Source organism: Nocardiopsis gilva YIM 90087 (assembly GCF_002263495.1).
GTDB lineage: Bacteria > Actinomycetota > Actinomycetes > Streptosporangiales > Streptosporangiaceae > Nocardiopsis_C > Nocardiopsis_C gilva.
Map to the genome: position 1 here is coordinate 2,892,559 of NZ_CP022753.1, position 18,686 is coordinate 2,911,244.

Consider the following 18,686-nt stretch of genomic DNA (forward strand, 5'->3'; position numbering starts at 1 on the left):
TTGAAGGAGGACCAATGGGCACATCGTTCGCTGCCTTCCAGAGCGAGATCTACGCGCAGGGGCTGGAAGGGCGCACCCCGAAGATCACAACCGACCCGGCCGCGCTGGAGGACGCGGCGGGCGCCCTCCTCGAACCGTGGGCGTTCGGGTACGTGGCGGGCAATGCCGGCACCGGTTCCACCGCGCGGGCGAACGCGGACGCGTTCGGCCAGTGGCGGATCGTGCCCCGGATGCTCACCGACGCGACGACGCGCGACCTGAGGACCTCCCTCTTCGGCGAAGACCTGCCCGCTCCGGTGCTGCTCGCTCCCGTGGGGGTGCAGTCCATCGTCCACCCGGACGGCGAGCTCGCCACGGCGCGGGCGGCGGCCGGGCTGGGGGTGCCCAGCGTGCTGTCCACGGCCGCATCGCACACCATCGAGGACGTGGCCGACGCCTGCGGCGGTGGGCCGCGGTGGTTCCAGCTGTACTGGCCCAATGACGACGACGTGACCGCCAGCATCCTCCGCCGCGCCCGCGACGCGGGCTTCACCACGCTCGTGGTCACCCTGGACACGTGGACGCTGGCCTGGCGGCCGCGCGACCTCGACAACGCCTACGTGCCGTTCGTCCGAGGCGTGGGAACAGCCATTCCCTTCTCGGACCCCGCCTTCCGCGCCCTGCTGGACCGCCCACCCGAAGAAGACCTGGCCGGGGCGGTGCAGCGCTGGGTGCCGATGTTTACCGGAACCGACAAGAGCTGGGGCCGACTGTCCCTTCTGCGGCAGCTCTGGGACGGCCCGATCGTGCTCAAAGGAATCCTGCACGCCGACGACGCGCGCCGGGCAGCGGACGCCGGCATGGACGGCATCGTCGTCTCCAACCACGGCGGCCGCCAGGTCGACGGGGCCATTGCGTCGCTGGATGCCCTGCCGCTGATCGTGGAGGCCGTGGGCGACCGGATCGAGGTGCTGTTCGACTCCGGCATCCGCTCCGCATCCGACGTGGTCAAGGCGCTGGCGCTCGGCGCGCGTGCGGTGCTGCTGGGGCGCCCCTATGTCTACGGGCTCGCCCACGGCGGCGAGGAGGGGGTGCGGGATGTCCTGCGGGGCGTGCTGGCCGACCTCGACCTGACGTTGGGACTCGCCGGATACCGCACCCCCGCCGAACTGAGCCAGGGCTCCCTCATGAGGGCCCCGGGGAGCTGAGGGCGGGATGGCGCGGATCCTTGTCAAAGGCCCCCGACCGCGAACGGTAGGAGGCCGATGGGGGCACCGGGAGTGGAGGGAGGACAGCTAAAGGCGGTCGGTACGAACCCCGGACAGGAAGGCGCTCCACTCTTGGGCGGGGATGGTGAGGTGGCCGAGGTGTCGGTTCTGCGTGTCTCGCACGTGTGCCTCAGCGGGGCGTCTGGCGACCTCCACACAGTCCGGGTTTCCTCCACCGCTGTAGCTGCTCTTGCTCCAGTTCAGGGCGTCCATCAGATCTCCTTTCTCAAATCTGCGATCAAATCGGCGGATGCCCCTGGGGACAGTGCTTCCGCCTGGAGAGAACCGAACACTGATGCCATCTTTTCGACCTCCACGGCGCTGCTTGTCACGTGCACGCCCCACATGAGTTCCTCATGCCCGACGAGGCGCCCATCAGGCAGGGTCATGATGCGAAACGAACTGATCATGAGCGGACGTAGAGGAGCGTTCCTCGGGATCACCGAGACGCGTATCCGGTGATCGTCGATCACATTCAGGATGTGGTCGAGCTGACTCCGCATCAGCTCGGCCGAACCCACCTGACGACTTACCACTCCCTCGTCCAGCACGAACGTCAGTGCGGTGCGTCGTAGCGCGTCCAGACGGGATGTTCGGGCGGTCACTTGGTGCTCCAGCTGGTCACTGTCGAGCTCTGGCTCCCACTGGAGCATGATGTGGCGGGCGTACGCCTTCGTCTGCAACAGGCCGGGGATTACCAGGGGCTGGTGCGCGCGGATCGCGGTGGCCTGACGCTCCAGTGTCGCGAAGTTACGCCACTCCTCGGGGATCTCCCGAACATTGGCCAGAGCGCACCATAGCTGATCCAGCACACCTCCGGTTTCCAGTTTTTCATCTATAGCTTGTGCGATGTCCCGATTTGGGGTTCTTGTTCCCCGCTCCCATGCGCTGATGGTCACCGGCGCCACGTGCAGGAGGCCTGCTAACTGGGCCTGGGTCTTCTTGGCCGCGCAGCGCAACCTCCGCAGCTCATCGCCCCAACGCCGCCATTTTTCAAGAACAACTTCCGCCATGTTCACTTTTTTACACGCGAACTCTACCCGTGTCTCCAGATCGCACAGAAATGTGCATAGCAGTGAATTCGCTGGATCCAGGAGCTGGGTGAAGGCAAGGTGGGCGGCACAAAGACGGCCCTGGCCGGTGTCAGCACACGCCGGACGCAGGGCCTTGATCCCCAGACCTGAACCAGACAGGCGAGGACCCGAAATGAACGATAACGTCCGCCAAGCCGAACAAGCGACCGGTACAAGGAATCACCGCGTTCGGAAACTGAACGATCGGCGGGCCGCGCGGGTGCGCCCCTACATCCGAGTCGTCATGGGGGAAGCGGCCTGACCATGGATGTCTTCACTCGCAGCTTCCCCGGACTCCCCGAACAGGTCGCCGAGGCCCGCCACTGGGTCGACGACGTACTGACCACTGCAACCAGCGGACCCGGCGTCCCGGACGACACCATCGCGACCGCCGTGCTGCTCCTTTCGGAGCTGTGCACGAACGTCATCCGGTACAGCCGGAGTGGGAAGCAAGAAGGGCGGTTCACCGTCCGCCTCGTGCTCACATCCGGTGAGCTTGAGGCACGGGTCGCTGACAACGGCGCCGCGGCTAGCGTGCGCCACCTGACCGACTGCGACCCGGACACCGAAGGCGGCCGAGGGCTGCGGCTCGCCCTGCACTTCGCCGACGAGCTGGGCGCCCTGCCCAACGGCCGCGGAATGTACTACCGCCTCGTCTGGGACACCGCACCAGCTTCAGAGGACGCTCCCGTGGCGGTCCAGGAGCCCAGCCGATGAGCAGCGGTCGGGACGATGCTGACGCGCTCCGCCGCGAGATCGAGGAGCTGCGCGTTCTCGTGACGTTCCGCGGAGCGCTCGCCGTGGACCCCCGGGAACCGCCTCCCTTGGTCCAGGGTGAGGTCGAGCGGCTGCGATGGCAGCGCGACGACATTGCGTGGCGGCGCAGGTGCCTCAGCAAGCGGTGACACACTATCGACGCACGGACGCCGCTGCCCGCCCGCACTCGGTGCGGGCCGGCAGCGGCCTGTTCGCCGAGTGTCGCCCGCCAAACTACTTCGTGCTACTTCTTGGCGTAGTGCGTAGCGCCGGACCAGTCGAGCACGCTCACGGGTTCGTCACCGACCACCCACGCGTCGTGTCCGGGCGGCACGTGCGCCACCTGTCCGGGCTTCAGGTCGATCTCGGTGCCGTCGGAGAACTGGACGCGCAGTGTCCCCGAAATGTGGAACGCGAAGTGTTCGTTCTGGCACAGCTCCGTGCCGGCGATCGGCCTGACATCCTTGGACCACCGCCACCCCGGTTCGAGCCGGAACATCCCGACCGTTCCCTCATCGAGGTGGATGAGGTCCAGACGCCCGTTGTCGAAGGTCCGCGTCTCGTCGGGTACGGCGAAGTCGGCGCGATGCTTACTGCTCACGTCGTCCCAGGCCTCGATGTCGGTGACGCGGCGGATGCGGCCGTTCACCAGGTCCGCCATGGACATGCCGACGACCCGGGTCCCGTCGCCGTAGGTGCACACTTCCTCGAAGGCGACGTGGTCGCCCTCCACCACCACGTTCTGTAGTTTGTGGCTCAGATCGCGGCTGAAGATGTCGCGCATGAGCTCACCGATCTCGTCGCGCCCGTGCAGGACTTGTGGAGACGACGGCGGTGAGCCCTTGCTGATGATGCGGTACTCGGCGTCGTCGGTGAACAGGGCCAGCATCGCGTCGAGGTCCTTGTCCTCGACTGCGTGGCGTAGCTGGCCCGTGTCGAACCGCTGGCCTGCCTCTTCCATGATCGACATGGTGTTCACCCCCACAGAGCGGACCTCTCCCTTAAGTCAAGGGTGCTCCCGGAAAGTGTTGTGTGGCTCTTAAATCGGGGTCATCTCTAATGCAAAGGGATGAGTTGGGAGACTTCAGCCGGTCGGCGGGCAGGGCCTCAACCTCGGGATCCAGGATGCGTTCAACCTTGGCTTGAAGCGGGGCCGCCTCTATGAGCTGATGCACGGCGGGCGCGGAGTGCTGCTCGAAGCGGTCAGCAAAGAAAGGCCGCCCGTCCCCGCGTGAACCACGCGGGGTCGTCGCGCCAGGGCAAGGGCTCGGCACCGCGCTGCACCGCCGACTCGCCATGCTCGAAGTGACCGGCACACTCGGTGGCGTTCCATGGCGGCAGCCCGACCTCGAACAGGCGCTACGTGGATACGTGAGCCTGCCAGTCTCGCCCCAAAAACGGCTTCAGGTCGCACCAGCAGATATCACTCATAGTAATATTCTAGCCACTCGCAGTTTTGTCATGTGGGTGCTGCGCAACATGGTCTGACGGCAGCCGGGCGTCGGCCGACAACGAACCCAAGAGAACGGGGCGAGGGCCACCGCCCACCCGCACGAGCGAAGATCGTCGTCCATGTGTGTGCTTATGGGGCGGGATGGCTCCGCAATTGGGATAAGGATTCGGTGTCGGCAGGATAAGACACCAAGGAGGAGAGAATGTCGAACGGTATCGACATGCACATGAAATGTAGCGACGGACAAGTCGCGATCGGGTTCACAGCAAATCGACTGGACGATTGGGACTGGTTCGCCCTGTATGAGGGCGGCGTGGACCCGTTCAACTGGGCGCAGGGCCTCGTTCCGGCAGGAAATTATGAATCCTTCGGCAAGGCGGTCGTGTCCAGCGTGGCAAACCTGTCACCCATTCCCAACTGGGCGTGGGCCATGTACAAAACTGAAATCATGACCACGAAATCCGAGGGAGACTTGAAAGCTGTCTACTGGTCATGGGGTTATGAACAGAAGAGGTACTATATCATGTCGTCTAACGAACAACAGATGAACTGCTCCACGCAGTAACGACTTCGGGCTCCTCGCCGATTCCGTGGGCAGTGAATTCTGCATCGAAGGCGGCGGCGAGGAGCTCTCCGTGGCAGGCGATAGCGGAGACTGAAGGGCTGGGCCCTGCGCGGTGTCCGGCAGCCACATGCCGTGAGGTCCTAGGGAAGCCTCCAGTCGACTGCTTCGGCGCCCTGTTCCTCCAGCAGGGCGTTGGCCTTGCTGAACGGGCGCGAGCCGAAGAAGCCGTACTTCGCCGACATCGGGCTCGGGTGCGGTGCCTCGACGCAGGGCACACCGGGCATGAGGGGGCGCAGGTTGCGGGCGTCGCGGCCCCACAGGATCGATACCAGTGGTGTGCCGCGCTCCGCGAGTGCGCGGATCGCCTGCTCGGTCACCTCTTCCCAGCCTTTGCCCCGGTGCGATGCCGGCTTGCCCGGCATTACCGTCAGGGCACGGTTGAGCAGCAGCACGCCCTGCTTGGTCCAGGGGGTGAGGTCGCCGTTGGAGGGCATGGGCAGGTTCAGGTCCTCCATGTACTCCTTGTAGATGTTGCGCAGGCTCCCCGGAAGCTTCACATCGGGGGCCACGGCGAAGCTCAGCCCGATGGCGTGCCCGGGCGTGGGGTAGGGGTCCTGGCCCACGATCAGCACCCGGACGTCATCGAAGGGCTGCTGGAACGCCCGCAGCACGTTTTCCCCGGCGGGCAGGTAGGTGCGCCCCTCGTCGATCTCCTTGCGGAGGAACTCGCCCATCTCGGAGATACGGCCGGCCACCGGCTCCAGAGCCTTGGCCCAGCCGTCGTCCATGATTTCGTTCAAAGGTCGTCCCGACATGGTTCAGAACCATAGCGGTGCACGGCGACAACTAAGGCCATGTTCGTGGTGTGGGCCGAGTCGTCCGGAGCGACGTGAATCGGGGCCGACCGCGCGGCCGCATCAACGATTCTAGGCCCATTTCAGCGATCTGGGCGGCGGATGCGTTCCTGATCTGCGGCGGTAGCCGAGTCGAGATCACCGAACGACACACTGGTTCCACTTGGACGAGATGGCGGCGTCGGTGCCCTGCGTCCGCATTGGCGGCCGCACAGGCGGGATGGGTCTCAACCATCCACTGACCGGTCGTCGACCTGGAGGCGCCGCATCGGCGTCGGCGGGAAGGGAACATGAGCGAGCAGCGGACAGAAGCGGAACCGATCGAAGTGGCCTACGTGCCGACCATGGCGGACATCCGAGAGGCACTGCGAGTGCGGGCACGCGCGGCCGGGACGTGGCGGTCTGCTCTGGCGGGCGCGGTGGCGTTCTGGGCGATGGCCGTCGCGGCTGCGCTGGTCGCCCCGACCTTCGACCATGTACCCGTGGCGCTCCCCGCCGCCATTGGCGCTGTCAGCGGCGTTTGCGGAGCCTTGTGCGTCTTCCTGCCGTGGGCGCTGCTCAGCTCCCAGACGCGTGCTCTCCACCAGGCGCTGGAGCCGGAGGGTGACGTCCGCGTGGTGGTCGACAGTAGCGGATTCCGCTGCGAGACCAGAGCCTCGACCATGACGTTCGCATGGGATTCGTACGCCGAGTATGCGGAGACGGCTGGCCGGTTCGTGCTCCTGGGAGGTCGGATGGGCACGGTTACTCTCGCGGTTCTTCCCAAGCGGGGAGTGCGTGCGTTGGAGGATGTCGATCGTCTGCGACGGCTTCTCGATGGGAAGCTGAGCCGCGCCGGCTCTCCCCAGCGCCGAGACCGTTGATGCGGGGCACACGATCGGCCCATGGATAGGTTCTACGAAGTTCCCGGTTGACGGCGGACCGGAACGCGGGCGGCCGACCTCCCCAGCCGCCACAGTAGTTGCCTAGCGGGCGCTGCTCCCGCTACTCCTTCTCGTTCTCGCCATCAGGCCCCACGTCCACACGGTGCACTCCGGGGATGTCCGACAGGTCCGCCGCCAGCTCGTTGACGTCACCCTTGCCCTGGACCCGCATGGCGAGGTCGACGTAGACGGGGCCGGGCCGCCGCGTCTCGGCGCGCTGGCTGCGTACCTCCTCGATGACGAAGCCGCTGTGCGTGGCCTGGGTGACGATCGACCGCAGGACGCCGCGTTCGCCCTCGTAGCCGACCTGGATCACGGCGGTGGCCGGTTCGGTCGCTGCGAGTCGGTCCAGGATCCACGGGTAGCAGAAGACCACCAGGAAGTAGGCGGCGGTGACGGCGGCCGCGATGATCCACAGCCCGGCACCGGCCGCCGTGCCGACGGCCGCCGATAACCACACGGCCGCGGCGGTGGTCAGACCGCGCACGATGTCCCGGCGGACGAAGACGAGTCCGGCGCCGATGAAGCCGACGCCCGAGACGATCTGGGCCGCGACGCGCGAGGGATCGAGCACCACGTCCGGCGGGTCGATCACGTCGCCGAAGCCGTACTTGCTCACGATGACGAACAGCGCGGCACCGAGCCCGACGAGGGTGTGGGTGCGCAGTCCCGCGCTCTTCTGCCGGAGCTGGCGCTCCAGGCCGATCAGGCTGCACAGCACGAGGGCGAGGAGCAGCGCCACCAGCTGCTCCCACCCCTGCACGGCCACGCCTTGCATGAGGCAGTCCTACCCGCTGCAGCGGGTCCTTTCCCTCCCGCACACGCGGTTGGTGCGCAGATGAGGAGGACGGGGGCGCGGGTGGGGCGGGCGTATCCCGCCCCACCCGGACCGAGCGTGAGCGGCGCCGTCAGTTCCCGCCGCGGCGGTGGCCGTCGTGGTGGGAGAGGTTGAGCGCGGTCGTCACCAGCGGCACGTGGCTGAACGCCTGCGGGAAGTTGCCCACCTGGCGCCCCTGCTTGGCGTCGAACTCCTCGGCGAGTAGTCCGACATCGTTGCGCAGTGACAGCAGCCGATCGAAGAGGTCGCGCGCCTCCTTCTCCCGTCCGATCGACAGCAGGGCGTTGGCCATCCAGAAGCTGCAGGCGAGGAACGCGCCCTCGTCGCCGGGCAGCTTGTCAGCGGCGTCCTCGCGGTCGGTGCGGTAGCGCATCACGAAGCCGTCGATCATCAGATCGTCGCGGACGGCCTCGATGGTGCCGACGATGCGGGGGTCGCTGTAGGGGAGGAAGCCGACCTCCGGCATGAGCAGCAGGGCGGCGTCGAGCTCCTTGCTGCCGTAGTACTGGGTGAAGGTGTTGCGCCGGGAGTCGTAGCCGTACTCGCACACCTCAGCGTGGATGGTGTCGCGCAGCGCCTTCCAGCGCTCGATCGGGCCCTCCTTGCCGAACTCCTCGATCGCCCGGACGGCGCGGTCGGCGGCGACCCAGGCCATCACCTTGGAGTGCACGAAGTGCTGGCGCGGGCCGCGGACCTCCCACAGGCCCTCGTCCGGTTCATCCCAGCACCACTCCAGGTAGTTCACCAGGGACCGCTGCAGGCCCCACACATGCTCCCCGGCGTGCAGCCCCGAGGTACGGGCGAGGTGCAGCACGTCCATGACCTCGCCGTAGACGTCGAGCTGGTACTGCCCGACGGCGGCGTTCCCGATGCGCACCGGACGGGAGCTCTCGTAGCCGGGGAGCCAGTCGGCCTCCCACTCGGTGAGCCGCCGCTCCCCGCGCACGCCGTACATGATCTGCATGTGCTGGGGCTCTCCCGCGACCGCGCGGACCAGCCACTCGCGCCAGGCGTTCGCCTCGTCGGTGTAGCCGCTGCGGATCAGCGCCTCCAGGGTGATGGTGGCGTCGCGCAGCCAGCAGTAGCGGTAGTCCCAGTTGCGCACGCCGCCGATCTCCTCGGGCAGGGAGGTGGTCGGGGCGGCGACGATGCCGCCGGTCGGGCGGTAGGTCAGTGCCTTGAGGGTGATGAGCGAGCGGACCACGGTGTCGCGGTAGTCGCCCTCGTAGCAGCACTGCTCCACCCACCTGTGCCAGAAGCGCTCGGTGCGGGACAGCGCTTTCTCGGCGTCGAGGTGATCGGACTCCTCGGTCTGCGAAGGGTGCCAGGTCATGACGAAGGGGACGCGCTGGCCCGCGCTGATGGTGAAGGTGGCGTCGTGGGCGAAGTTGTGGCCCTCCAGCGGAATCGGCGAGCTGAGCCAGACGGAGTCGGGGCCCGCGACCGCGGCCAGCTCGGTGCCGCTGCGGCGGATCCACGGCACGACGTTGCCGTAGTCGAAGCGGAGACGCAGCGCGGTGCTCATCCGGACGGTGCCGCGCAGGCCGACGACGATGCGCACGACGTGGGGGGCGCCGCCGCGCGGCGGCATGAAGTCGATGACCCGGACGCTGCCCTCGGGGGTGTCCCAGTCGCTTTCCAGGATGAGCGTCTCGTGCCGGTAGCGGCGGCGGGTGGCGTGGGTGGCGCCGCTGGCGGGGCGGATCCACCAGTTGCCGTTCTGCTCGTCGCCCAGGATGCCGGCGAAGCATGCGGGTGAATCGAAGTGGGGAGGCACAGCCAATCGATAGAGCCGTCGCGCCCGACCAGCGCGGCGGTCTCCATGTCGCCGATCAGCGCGTAGTCTTCAATCCAGCCGGACACGCGGCTTCACCCCCTGAGTATCCAAGATCACGTTCTCGCGGACGTACCGTATCCAACTCCGGTCAGCCCCGTGGTCATCCCCTGAACAGCCCCAGGGCCCTCGTGCCCAATGCCCGGAACGTTATTTCGGGGCGGCTGATGCCGCGGCTGCCGCGCCCTGCCCGTGGTCACGGTTTCGTGTGGCTTTAACGTCACGCTACCCGCTGTTGGTCCTGGACTGGAGGGGGCTACGAGCAAATGTGGGGGAGTAAGGGGTTTGTCCCCCGATGATCCCCGCAGAAGTTACGCCGCCGTGATCAAGAGCCTCCGACGTTGTCGTCGGAGGCTCTTGATGAACTCATCGGCTGGAGGCAGCTGTCGACAGTCAGTACTCGTCCATCTCCGCGAGGTCGAGGTCGATGTCGAAAGGCACCGTGAGCTTCAGCCGGTCACGGTAGATTCCGGTCGCGACGTAGGCCTGAGTGGCTGGGTCCAATTCGTAGACGTAGACCACAGGGTCTTCGTTCTCGTCTTCCTCGATCCGCCAGAAGTGGGGGATCCCCGCCTTGGCGTAGAGCTCTGGTTTGCGCTCTCGGTCACGCTCCTCGGAGTCAGGAGACACGACCTCGACGGCGAGTTCTATAGCCTCACGGAGGTAGTTCGTGGTCTTCCTACCTTCGTCAGCCGCCGCCTCTTTCCTCACGACCATGATGTCCGGCTCGGGTCGTTGGCGCTTCGCCAGCGTCACAGTCATTTCGCGGCGGACCTTCAGGTGGTCAGGAGCCAGGTGTCGGAGCTTATCCTTCAGCAAGTCCACGATCTGCATGTGGAAGAGCTTCTGTGGACTCACGAAGACGAGGCTCCCGTCGATGAGCTCGGTGTGTGGGGGGAGATCCGGAATTCGGTCGAGGTCATCGGCGGTGTAGCCGTCCGGAGGGGGCACGGGCCAGGTGCGACCCGCCGACGACAGGGGCGCCGCGACTCGCCGCTCGACAACAGGAGTCGTCATGTCACTGCCTCTGCGTGTCGGATCCTTGTCGTCGCCCACGGTAGCCATTCGCGCCACTCCGTATCAGTCGTTTCTCGGATTCTCGCATTAGGACCCCTTCCCTGCTAGGACCGTTAACCACCGATTGGCCTGCCCAGAAAACAGGCCGATCCGTGGAGACGAGTCGAGAAGGCCGACCGCCAGCGGTGCTGAGCACGGTCTCCGGAGACTCCATCGGGGAGAGTGGTGAGGGTGTCGGGCCCTGTGGTGCCGGTGAGACAGATGTGGCGGAGGAACGCGGACAACTGCTCAGGTACTGCCTATAACGGTGTAGCGCGCTGTGACGGCGAGGTAAGAATGGCCTGATACGGCTGCGACCAGAGCAGAGCCAATCGGGGGAAAGTGGTGCCATGCCGGTCGGCGAACGAAGGATCAACGGACACCTGCTTGCCCGTTTGATCGGGCGAAGTGCGTACGAGCGCCCCTACTACGTCGCTGTGGGGAGATCGATCAGCGGTCTCATCCTGGACGGCCGGATTCCCACCCACACGCGGCTGCCCGCCGAGCGCGACCTCGCGACCGCGCTCAAGCTGAGCCGCACCACCGTCACCGCCGCCTACGGGTGGCTGCGCGAGAACGGGTTCCTGGACAGCCGACAGGGGTCGGGGAGCTGGACCGTGTTGCCCGACGTGGGAACCGGGGCCGGACGCGGAGGGTCGATCGTTCCGGACGCCGAGCACATCGACCTGGGGGTCGCCGCCCCCTCGGCCATCGAGGGGCTGCGCGACGCCGCCCGGCTGGCCGTCGGCCAGCTCGACGCCCACGTCGGCGGGCTCGGGTACAGCCCGCACGGCCTGCCCGAGCTGCGGCACGCCATCGCCCGCCGCTACGTCGAGCGCGGCCTGCCCACCACACCCGAGCAGATCTTCGTCACCAACGGGGCCCAGCACGCGCTGGCGCTCCTCACCGACCTGCTGCTGGAACCCGGCGACGGGTTCCTGGCGGAGTCGCCCACCTACCCGCACGCGCTTGACATCGCGCGTCGCCACGGGGCGCGGGTGCGCACCATCGGGGTGACGCCCGGCGGCTGGGACATGGAGTACGTCGTGGACGCCTTCCGCACCACCAAACCGCGGCTGGCTTTCCTCATCCCCGACTTCCAGAACCCCACCGGCGCGCTCATGGACGACGACGAGCGGGCCGCCGTGGTCGCCGAGGCGCGCCGTTCGGGAACCTCGCTGATCATCGACGAGAGCGTCGCAGAACTCGCCATCGACTCCGGCGACCAGCCGGCCCCCGTCGCCGCGCACGACACCGACGGCCGAGTCTTCACCCTCGGCTCCGCCGCCAAGCTGCTGTGGGGCGGACTGCGCATCGGCTGGATCCGGACCACCCCGCCGATGGTCGCCCGGCTCATGGAGGTGCGCCAGCGCGGCGACCTGTCCAGCCCCGTCCTGGACCAGCTGATCGTCACCCACCTGCTCTCCGACGTCATGCGGATCCGTGCCGAACGCAGCAGCGGGCTGCGCCGGAACCGGGACGCCCTGGTCACGGCGCTGCGCGATCGGCTGCCCGACTGGCGGTTCACCTCGCCCAGCGGGGGCCTGGTGCTGTGGGCCGAACTTCCGATGCCCGTGGCCTCGGTGCTGCGCGAGAACGCGGTACGCCACGGCGTGCACTCGGCCCCCGGTCCCGTCTTCGGCGCCGAGGGCACCCTGGAGCGCTTCATGCGCTTCTCCTACACCCAACCGCCTGACGTGCTCGTCGACGCCGTCGACCGGCTCGCCGACGCCTACGCCGACACCGTGGCGCGTCCGGTCCCGATGAACCGGGACCTGTTCGTGTGACCGGAAGCGGCCACGGCACCCTCGGCGGTGCGGGCACAGCGAGGCCACGGCCGAGGACGTGCGACAAGCGGGGCGGCGCGCCGCGCGGGAAAGTGGGCGCAGCGCGCCGCGCCCCCAAAACACGGCACCCCGGCGCCTTGCCGGGCTCCGCGCGTGCCTGGTGCGATTGGCCACCGGGGGTGACAAGGGCCACACATCACGCATAGGAGTGCGAGTGATGGAGCAGACGGACGTGCTGCGGGCGCGACAGAGCGTCGAAGCCGAGATCGAGGGCCTCACCCTGGTGGACCTGCTCCACCGCACCGCCACGGAGCACGGCGGCCTGCCGGCTCTCTCCGACCGGGTGGGCGACGGCTGGACCACCCTCACCTGGTCGGAGTACCGGCAGGCCGCACGGGAACTGGCCGCCGCCTACCTACACACCGGCGTCGACCCCGGAGACGTCGTCGCCCTGATGATGCCGAACCGCTCCGAGCACCTGATCGCCGACATGGGCGCCGTGCACGCCGGAGCGGTCCCGTTCAGCGTCTACGCCACATTCTCGGCCGAGCAGATCGAGTTCGTCGCCGCCGACTGCGCGGCCAAGGTCGCCGTCCTCGACGGCGCGGACGAACTCGCCCGGTGGAGGCCGGGTCTGGCGCGCCTGCCCCACCTGCGCACGGTGGTGCTGCTCGATGCTTCGGCGGTTCCGGAGATCCGGGCCGACGGCGAGCCGGAGTTCGTGTCCTGGGCGGAGTTCACCGCGGCCGGACGACGCGCGTACGCGGCCGACCCCGCCGCCGTCGACGCCCGGACGGCCGCTGTGACGCCCGAAAGCAACGCCACCCTGCTCTACACGTCCGGCACCACCGGCAACCCCAAGGGCGTCTACGAGACTCACCACCAGGTGCTGTACCAGGTCACCATCACCCAGCGGTCCGCTGGACTGCCGCACGGCGCGGCCTCGCTGTCCTACCTGTCCATGGCGCACATCGCCGAGCGGGTTCTCAGCGCCTACCTGCCGATGACCGTCGCCGGACACATCCACTTCTGCCCGGACGTCCTGCGCCTGGGCGAGTTTCTCGGCCTGGTCCGACCGCACGGCCTGTTCGGCGTCCCGCGGATATGGGAGAAACTCCAGGCCAGACTGTCGGCCGCCCTCGCCGCGGCGCCGGGCGAGCAGCGGACGGCCATCGAGTCCGCGGCGGAGGTGGCGCGCGCGTACGTCGAGGGCGGCCAGTACGGCCGCACCCGCACCCCCGAACTGGAGAAGCGCTTCGCCCGCGTCGACGAGGAGGTGCTGGCGCCCATCCGCGCGCTGATCGGGCTCGACCGAGCCGAGGCGTGCATCGTCGGGGCCGCCCCGATGCCCGTCGACACGCTGCGGTTCTTCGCCGGTCTCGGTCTGCTCATCCGCGACGTGTACGGCATGACGGAGAACTGCGGGGCCGTCACCGCCAACCGCCACGACGCCTACCGGTTCGGAAGTGTCGGCAGGCCCCAGGACGGGATCGAGCTGAGTACCACCGACGACGGCGAACTGCTGGTGCGGGGTCCCGTCAACGTCGGCGGCTACCTCGACCGTCCCGAGGAGTCCGCCGCCCTCATCGACGCCGACGGCTGGCTGCACACCGGCGACATCGGGCACATCGACGAGGACGGGTTCGTCTACGTGGTGGACCGCAAGAAGGAGCTCATCATCACGTCCGGTGGGGAGAACATCGCACCGGCCACCATCGAGAACCGCCTCAAGGAGCACCCGCTGATCGGGCAGGCCCTGGCCTATGGCGACCGCCGTCCCTACCCGGTGGCCCTGCTCACCCTGGACCCCGATATCGCCCCCGGCTGGGCGGCCGACCAGGGGGTGGACGCCGCCGACCTGGCAGCGCTCGCCACGCACCCGCGCGTGCTGGAGGAGGTGGGCCGGGCCGTGGAGGAGGCCAACGGCAAACTGGCGCGGGTCCAGCAGGTGAAGAAGTGGCGCCTGCTGCCGGCCGAGTGGACCGTGGAGACCGAGGAGCTCACCCCCTCGCTCAAGCTCAAGCGGCGCGTGATTCAGCGCAAGTACTCCGACGACTTAGGACGCCTGTACAGCGCGTGAGCGCCGACTGACGTTAGTCACAGTCCCTCCGTTGATCTCGGGGATATCGACCGAATTCCTGCGCCTATTCGGTCGATATCCCCGAGATCAACGGAGGGGCGAGGCGCGAACCGACATCGCGAGTGAAAGCTCAGCCGCGGTCCGCGAACCGCTGGGCGAAGCGCGTGACCTCGTCGAGCACCTCGGCCCGGTTGGTCTCGTTGAAGACCTCGTGTCGCGCGTCAGGGAAGATCCGTGCCGTGACGTCGTTGCCGGCCAGGGCGTCGATTCCGGTTCGGGTTCCGGTGAGCGGCACCAGGCGGTCGTCGGAGCCGTGCAGCCACAGCAGCGGCATCTCGCCGATGCAGCCGTCGGCGGCGATGCGCTTCAGCTCGGTGTCGATGGCCTGCAGGGTGGGGCGCTTGAACGGGCCGTGCCAGACCAGCTCGTCGGCGCCGTAGGCGGCGCCCACCTCGGGGTCGCGCGAGAGCGTGTCCGGATCGATGGGGGTGTGCGGGATCTCGTCCAGCGGCAGCAGTTCCTCGACCACGTTCCACCTGCCGAGGACCGGCGCGGACAGCACCAGTCCGGTGACCTCGGCGGGGTGCACCTGCGCGTAGCGCGACGCGATCATGCCGCCGAGGGAATGGCCGATAAGCACGAGTGGGAGGGAGCGGTAGGCCGTGCGGGCCTGGGTGATCACCCGATGCACGTCCTCCACGACCCCGGCGAAGTCGTCGATCAGCACCCGCTCTCCCGAGGAGTGGCCGTGCCCCCGATGGTCCAGGCCGTAGACCGCCGCGCCGCGTTCGCACAGGTGGCCTGCCACGTGCTCGTAGCGTCCGATGTGCTCGCCGTAGCCGTGGACGAGCACCGCCAGCCAGTCGGGCTCCTCCTCGGTCGCGACCCAGGCCCGCGCCGACAGGTGCCCTGATCCGTTCGGCCCGCCCGGCAGCCGCCACTCCCTGGTACTGATCACCGTGCCCCCTCGATTCCGGTCCCAGATTCGCCGTCCATCGCCCGACCGCGATGTCACCGGCAGCGTAGCGGGGACACCGCGCCTCCTTCGCGCGCCTCCACGGCGAGGTGACGGCTGTCACATCATCTGAATCCTCTGACCGGGTGCGATGCCGCTTTGTGCGGCCCGACGAGTGGATTCGACCAAAAATGGGGTAATCGTCGGTATTGCTGATGTTCGTTGTTGTTCATCCTGCGGCGTGGCGGACGAACCCGGTTTCCACCGTCTCCTAGGGTGGAGATCACATGGCGGGCGCCATAGCCCGGCAACCCGCCCGCAGACACGTATCCGTACCGGACCGCAGCTGGACTGCCACCGGAAATGGGAGGTGACGCCCATGCTGGCCGATTCCTACGGAAGAGTGGCTACCGACCTCCGAGTCTCGCTCACCGACCGCTGCAACCTGCGCTGCAGCTACTGCATGCCCCCCGAAGGCCTGGAGTGGCTGCCCAAACCCGAACTGCTCACCGATGACGAACTCAACCGGCTGATCCGCATCGGCGTCACCATCCTGGGCATCGAAGAGGTCCGCTTCACCGGCGGCGAACCGCTGCTCCGCCGCGGGCTGCCCGGCATCATCGCCGCGGCCACCGCTCTGCGTCCGCGCCCCAGGACCGCGCTCACGACCAACGGCATCGGCCTGCACCGCACGGCGCCCGCGCTGGCCGAGGCCGGGCTCGACCGGGTCAACGTCTCCCTGGACACCCTGCGCCCCGATGTCTTCGAGAAGCTCGCCCGCCGCCGACGACTCGACGACGTACTGGAGGGCATGGCGGGAGCGGCCGCCGCCGGTCTCACCCCGGTCAAGGTCAACGCCGTGCTCATGCGCGACATCAACGACGACGAAGCGCCGGAGCTGCTGCGCTACTGCATGGAGCACGGCTACCAGCTGCGCTTCATCGAGCAGATGCCGCTCGACGCGCAGCACGGGTGGCGGCGCGACACCATGATCACCGCCGACGAGATCCTGGACCGGCTGAGCGCCTCCTTCAGCCTGGAGGCCGCCGACGCCTCGACCCGCGGCAGCGCCCCGGCCGAACTGTTCTATGTCGACGGCGGGCCCGCGACAGTGGGCGTGATCGGCTCGGTCACCCGGCCCTTCTGCGGCGCCTGCGACCGGGTCCGGCTCACCGCCGACGGCCAGATCCGCAACTGCCTGTTCGCCCGCGAGGAGTCCGACCTGCGCTCCCTGCTGCGCGACGGCGCCACCGACGACGAGATCGCCGACCGCTGGACCGCCGCTGTGGCCACCAAGCTCCCCGGCCACGGCATCAACGACCCCACGTTCCTGCAGCCGGCCCGCCCGATGTCGGCGATCGGAGGCTGAGGACGAGGGCCGAACACCGGGCATAACGGGAGAAAACAGGTTGCCGCCTCACCGCGCCTTGTGGCTTTATACAGGGGCGCGAGCGTTGGGCCGTCGCGCGACCGTTGTCCCCGTTATGAAAGGGAGGTGGCCCTCATGCCGTACACCGAAGCTCCGGGTGCGCGTGTTCCGATCCGGATGTGGGCCGACCCACAGACGGTCGAGGCCGCGGCCATGGACCAGCTCCGCAACGTCACGCGCATGCCGTGGGTGCACGGACTGGCCGTGATGCCGGACGTCCACTACGGGAAGGGCGCCACCGTCGGCTCGGTCATCGCCATGCGCGACGCGGTGTCCCCGGCCGCCGTCGGCGTCGACATCGGCTGCGGCATGACCGCCGTCGAGACGTCGCTGACGGCCGAGGACCTCCCCGACGACCTGCACCGCCTGCGCTCGGACCTGGAGAAGTCCATCCCGGTCGGGTTCCAGATGCACAAGACCCCGGTGAACCCGCACCGCATCCACGGGCTCAAGACCGGTGAGTGGTCCAAGTTCTGGGACCGCTTCGACGACCTCGCCCCCGCTGTGCGGGACCGGCGCCAGCGCGCCGAGAACCAGTTGGGCACGCTGGGCGGCGGCAACCACTTCCTCGAAGTCTGCCTGGACGACGAGGGCACGGTGTGGGTCGTGCTGCACTCCGGATCCCGCAACATCGGCAAGGAGCTCGCCGAGTACCACATCGAGAAGGCCCGCAAGCTGCCGCACAACCAGGACCTGCCCGACCGCGACCTCGCGGTGTTCGTCGCCGACACCCCGGAGATGGACGCCTACCGCCGCGACCTGTTCTGGGCCCAGGAGTACGCGCGCCGCAACCGCGACGTCATGATGGGCCTGGCCTGCGACGTCATGCGCAAGGCGTTCCCGCGGGTGCGCTTCGAGCAGTGGATCTCCTGCCACCACAACTACGTGGCCGAGGAGAACTACGACGGTGTCGATGTACTGGTCACCCGCAAGGGCGCGATCCGGGCCGGACAGGGGGATTTGGGGATCATCCCCGGTTCCATGGCGACCGGCACCTACATCGTGCGCGGCCTGGGCAACCCGGCCTCGTTCAACTCCGCCTCGCACGGCGCCGGCCGCCGGATGAGCCGGAACAAGGCCAAGAAGACCTTCACCCGCGCCGACCTGTTCGAGCAGACCAAGGGCGTGGAGTGCCGCAAGGACACCGGCGTGCTCGACGAGATCCCCGGCGCGTACAAGGATCTGGAGTCGGTGATCGACGCCCAGACCGACCTCGTCGAGGTCGTCGCCCACCTGCGCCAGGTCATCTGCGTGAAGGGCTGACGGAATATAGCGGGGCCCGGCCCAGAGCACGTTTCGCGGGCCGGGCCCTTCACTGCCGCCCTACGTGTCCAGGACGGGCATGGCGCCGCCTTCCGGATCCCAGGCGGCCAGGAAGCCGGCCTGGCGGGAGGCGTCGACGAGTTCCAGGCGGATGCCGAGGCTGTCGGCACGGTGGTAGGCGAACGGCCTTCCGTAGGGGCATCCGCTGAAGTCGGTGGGGAAGCCTTCCGCTTCCCAGCGCCGCGACTGCGCTTCCAGGTCCTGGGCCCAGAAGCCGATGTGGTCGCAGCGGGCGCCGGTCTCCGTCACGTCCCACGGGCTGCCCGGTGGCCCCTGGATCAGTTCGATGTAGGGGGCGGCGTGGGATGACGGACGCGCTTTGCGCGAGAAAACGATCTGGAATTCCCACTCACCGAGCTTGTCCTGTTTTACGGGATTCCATTCGACGCCGGCCGCTGTCGTGAGGTCTCGCATGGCGGGCTCGATATCCGGCACGGCGAAGCAGACATGGTAAAAGTCGGTCATCTGGCCGATTCTGCCTCTGGAGTCGGGGCGGCAGCACATGTTTTTCCG

At 68.1% G+C, this 18,686-nt stretch carries 16 protein-coding genes and 3 pseudogenes; 10 read left to right on the forward strand and 9 right to left on the reverse strand.

Going from position 1 to position 18,686, the window contains the following annotated elements:
• Positions 1-14 precede the first annotated feature (14 nt).
• A pseudogene (locus tag CDO52_RS13310) lies at positions 15-1,160 on the forward strand (lactate 2-monooxygenase); the annotation flags it as partial.
• A gap of 114 nt (positions 1,161-1,274) precedes the next feature.
• Here the strand turns inward: CDO52_RS13310 and CDO52_RS13315 are convergent.
• Together CDO52_RS13315 and CDO52_RS13320 are read right to left on the reverse strand one after the other, a co-directional pair.
• Entirely contained in the window at positions 1,275-1,460 is a 186-nt protein-coding gene (locus tag CDO52_RS13315; protein WP_017616742.1) for a DUF397 domain-containing protein, read from the reverse strand.
• Positions 1,460-2,260: a helix-turn-helix domain-containing protein gene (locus tag CDO52_RS13320; protein ID WP_083919677.1), complete on the reverse strand. Its 801-nt coding sequence runs from the start codon at positions 2,258-2,260 to the stop codon at positions 1,460-1,462. Before CDO52_RS13320 ends, CDO52_RS13315 begins: the two co-directional genes overlap by 1 nt.
• A 324-nt stretch (positions 2,261-2,584) precedes the next feature.
• On the opposite strand from CDO52_RS13320, the gene CDO52_RS13325 reads away from it, so the two are divergent.
• Positions 2,585-3,037 carry an ATP-binding protein gene (locus CDO52_RS13325; protein ID WP_017616740.1) on the forward strand — a complete coding sequence of 151 codons (453 nt, stop codon included), beginning with the start codon at positions 2,585-2,587 and terminating at the stop codon, positions 3,035-3,037.
• Positions 3,034-3,225, forward strand: coding sequence for a hypothetical protein (locus CDO52_RS13330; RefSeq protein ID WP_017616739.1), 192 nt, complete (start codon positions 3,034-3,036; stop codon positions 3,223-3,225). Before CDO52_RS13325 ends, CDO52_RS13330 begins: the two co-directional genes overlap by 4 nt.
• 95 nt (positions 3,226-3,320) lie before the next feature.
• On the opposite strand, the gene CDO52_RS13335 is transcribed toward CDO52_RS13330, so the two are convergent.
• On the reverse strand, positions 3,321-4,037 hold the full coding sequence (locus tag CDO52_RS13335; protein WP_232524452.1) for a nuclear transport factor 2 family protein: 717 nt from the start codon (positions 4,035-4,037) through the stop codon (positions 3,321-3,323).
• Between the two features lie 133 nt (positions 4,038-4,170).
• On the opposite strand from CDO52_RS13335, the pseudogene CDO52_RS29470 reads away from it, so the two are divergent.
• Together CDO52_RS29470 and CDO52_RS13340 are read left to right on the forward strand one after the other, a co-directional pair.
• Positions 4,171-4,311: pseudogene (locus CDO52_RS29470) on the forward strand (FAD-dependent monooxygenase); the annotation flags it as partial.
• Positions 4,312-4,731: 420 nt separating this feature from the next.
• Positions 4,732-5,094: a hypothetical protein gene (locus tag CDO52_RS13340; RefSeq protein WP_017616737.1), complete on the forward strand. Its 363-nt coding sequence runs from the start codon at positions 4,732-4,734 to the stop codon at positions 5,092-5,094.
• A gap of 140 nt (positions 5,095-5,234) precedes the next feature.
• Here the strand turns inward: CDO52_RS13340 and CDO52_RS13345 are convergent, their stop codons facing one another.
• Positions 5,235-5,909 carry a uracil-DNA glycosylase gene (locus CDO52_RS13345; protein WP_083919676.1) on the reverse strand — a complete coding sequence of 225 codons (675 nt, stop codon included), beginning with the start codon at positions 5,907-5,909 and terminating at the stop codon, positions 5,235-5,237.
• A gap of 329 nt (positions 5,910-6,238) precedes the next feature.
• On the opposite strand from CDO52_RS13345, the gene CDO52_RS13350 reads away from it, so the two are divergent.
• Positions 6,239-6,811 (forward strand): YcxB family protein, encoded by a 573-nt coding sequence (locus CDO52_RS13350; RefSeq protein ID WP_017616735.1) that lies wholly within the window; start codon positions 6,239-6,241, stop codon positions 6,809-6,811.
• A gap of 121 nt (positions 6,812-6,932) precedes the next feature.
• Here CDO52_RS13350 and CDO52_RS13355 read toward each other — a convergent pair whose 3' ends face one another.
• The 3 genes and pseudogenes from CDO52_RS13355 to CDO52_RS13365 all read right to left on the reverse strand — a co-directional run bounded on the left by CDO52_RS13355 (position 6,933) and on the right by CDO52_RS13365 (position 10,560).
• Positions 6,933-7,649, reverse strand: coding sequence for an MgtC/SapB family protein (locus CDO52_RS13355; protein WP_017616734.1), 717 nt, complete (start codon positions 7,647-7,649; stop codon positions 6,933-6,935).
• A gap of 130 nt (positions 7,650-7,779) precedes the next feature.
• A pseudogene (locus CDO52_RS13360) lies at positions 7,780-9,533 on the reverse strand (glycoside hydrolase family 15 protein).
• Positions 9,534-9,936: 403 nt separating this feature from the next.
• The gene (locus CDO52_RS13365; RefSeq protein ID WP_051060629.1) at positions 9,937-10,560 is read right to left on the reverse strand and encodes a Uma2 family endonuclease; all 624 of its coding nucleotides are present in this window, start codon (positions 10,558-10,560) and stop codon (positions 9,937-9,939) included.
• A gap of 389 nt (positions 10,561-10,949) precedes the next feature.
• Between CDO52_RS13365 and yczR the strand changes: the two genes are divergently transcribed.
• Entirely contained in the window at positions 10,950-12,386 is a 1,437-nt protein-coding gene (gene yczR, locus CDO52_RS13370; protein ID WP_094932414.1) for a MocR-like transcription factor YczR, read from the forward strand.
• 217 nt (positions 12,387-12,603) lie between these two features.
• A complete protein-coding gene (locus tag CDO52_RS13375) occupies positions 12,604-14,466 on the forward strand; it encodes an AMP-dependent synthetase/ligase (protein ID WP_094932415.1) in 1,863 nt (620 codons plus the stop codon).
• Positions 14,467-14,596: 130 nt separating this feature from the next.
• Here the strand turns inward: CDO52_RS13375 and CDO52_RS13380 are convergent, their stop codons facing one another.
• Positions 14,597-15,424, reverse strand: coding sequence for an alpha/beta hydrolase (locus tag CDO52_RS13380; RefSeq protein WP_017616728.1), 828 nt, complete (start codon positions 15,422-15,424; stop codon positions 14,597-14,599).
• Positions 15,425-15,800: 376 nt separating this feature from the next.
• Here CDO52_RS13380 and moaA point away from each other — a divergent pair, with 376 nt between their 5' ends.
• Positions 15,801-16,790 carry a GTP 3',8-cyclase MoaA gene (gene moaA, locus CDO52_RS13385; protein WP_232524454.1) on the forward strand — a complete coding sequence of 330 codons (990 nt, stop codon included), beginning with the start codon at positions 15,801-15,803 and terminating at the stop codon, positions 16,788-16,790.
• A 135-nt stretch (positions 16,791-16,925) separates the two neighbouring features.
• Positions 16,926-18,113: an RtcB family protein gene (locus tag CDO52_RS13390; RefSeq protein WP_026125419.1), complete on the forward strand. Its 1,188-nt coding sequence runs from the start codon at positions 16,926-16,928 to the stop codon at positions 18,111-18,113.
• A 60-nt stretch (positions 18,114-18,173) separates the two neighbouring features.
• Here CDO52_RS13390 and CDO52_RS13395 read toward each other — a convergent pair whose 3' ends face one another.
• On the reverse strand, positions 18,174-18,638 hold the full coding sequence (locus tag CDO52_RS13395) for a VOC family protein (protein WP_017616724.1): 465 nt from the start codon (positions 18,636-18,638) through the stop codon (positions 18,174-18,176).
• Positions 18,639-18,686 lie beyond the last annotated feature (48 nt).